The organism is Microbacterium sp. ZW T5_56 (genome assembly GCF_044987425.1).
GTDB lineage: Bacteria > Actinomycetota > Actinomycetes > Actinomycetales > Microbacteriaceae > Microbacterium.
Window position 1 is genome coordinate 1 of the sequence record NZ_JBJDRI010000072.1, and the last position, 1474, is coordinate 1474.

Sequence of the window (1474 nt, forward strand, 5' to 3'; positions counted from 1 at the left end):
GACATACGAAGGCGGGCCCGTCGCTGTCGCGACGGGCCCGCTCTTGTTTACCGCTGTTACTGCTGGCTGGTGCGGCGGCGTGCGATGATCGCACCCGCTCCGGCGAGGAGCAGCAGGGCGGCGAGGCCCGCGAGCGGGGTCATGTCACCGAGACCGGTCGACGGCAGCGCGCTGGGCGTCGGCGTCGGGGTCGGGGTGATGGCCGGGATGAGCGCGTATCCCACGTCGTAGGTCGGGTCATCAACCTCGCCCGGGAGGGCGGAGTTGTTGCCGGTCTTCGGCGTGGTGACCGGGACGCGTCCGGTCGCGGGGTCAGCGTTCGAGTCGGTACCATCCGCTCCCTGGCCCGGGCGGGTCAGGAAGTGCTCCTTGCCGTCCACCGTGACGGTGGTCGGGAACTCCAGGAAGTAGTCGGTACCCGGCTTCAGGTCCGTGAAGACGTAGAAGCCGTTCTCGTCGGTGGTGGTCGTAGCGACCAGGTTGCCGTCCTTGTCGAACAGCTTCACCTCCACACCCGGGAGAGGCTTCTCGCCCGGGTCCTGAACACCGTTGCCGTTCTCGTCCAGCCACACGTAGTCACCGATCGACACCAGGTTCGGGAAGAACCCGAAGTCCAGGGTGTCATCACGGGCACCATCCGTGCTCAACTCACCCGACGTGGCAGAACCCGTGGACGAGTCCGTGCCCGGCTCACCCACACCCGGAAGGGTGGGCAGGTATCCGGCCGGCGGGGTCACCGTGACCGTGTACTCCTGACCCGGAGCCAGCACCGGCAGGTTCTCGAACGAGTACTTGCCGTCCTTGTCGGTCTTGATCGGACCGACCGGGTTACCGAACACATCGGTGACAGGCTTGCCGTCCGGACCCGTCAACGTGAGGGTGACATCCGGGATACCGGGCTCGCCCGCATCCTGCACACCATCACGATCCGTGTCCAACCAGACGAGGTCACCCACCGATACCGACGGGACAACATACCCGGCATCGATCGTGGGGTCATCCGCCTTACCCGGCTCCGCCGAGTTGTCACCCTTCGCGGGGGCGGTGAACGTGTACTTGCCGTCCGCACCCGCGTTCGAGTCCGCACCACGATCCGAACCCGCACCCGGCTGGGTCAGCGGGTACTCAACCCCACCCACCGTCACCGTCGTCGGGAACTGCACCGTGTACTCCGCACCCGGGGTCAGGTCGGTGAACACGTAGTACCCGTCCTCATCCGTCTTCGTCGTACCGACGAGGTTGCCGTCCTTGTCGAACAGCTTGACCTCAACACCCGGAAGCGGCTTCTCACCCGCATCCTGGACGCCATCACGGTCCGCATCAACCCAGACGTAGTCACCCACAGACACCAGCACCGGCGGTGCGTAACCCGCATCGATGGTGGGGTCATCAGCCTTGCCCGGAGCGGTCGAGTTGCCACCCTTTGTCGGAGCGGTGAACGCGTACTCGCCATCCGCACCCGGGTTCGAGTCCG

Annotated in this window: 1 protein-coding gene; it reads right to left on the reverse strand. The window is 66.1% G+C overall.

What is annotated here, in order from left to right; all coding sequences use genetic code 11:
• Positions 1-56: 56 nt before the first annotated feature.
• The coding region (locus ACI3KU_RS18930) for an SdrD B-like domain-containing protein (RefSeq protein ID WP_404923886.1) at positions 57-1474 on the reverse strand (1418 nt) is incomplete at its 5' end.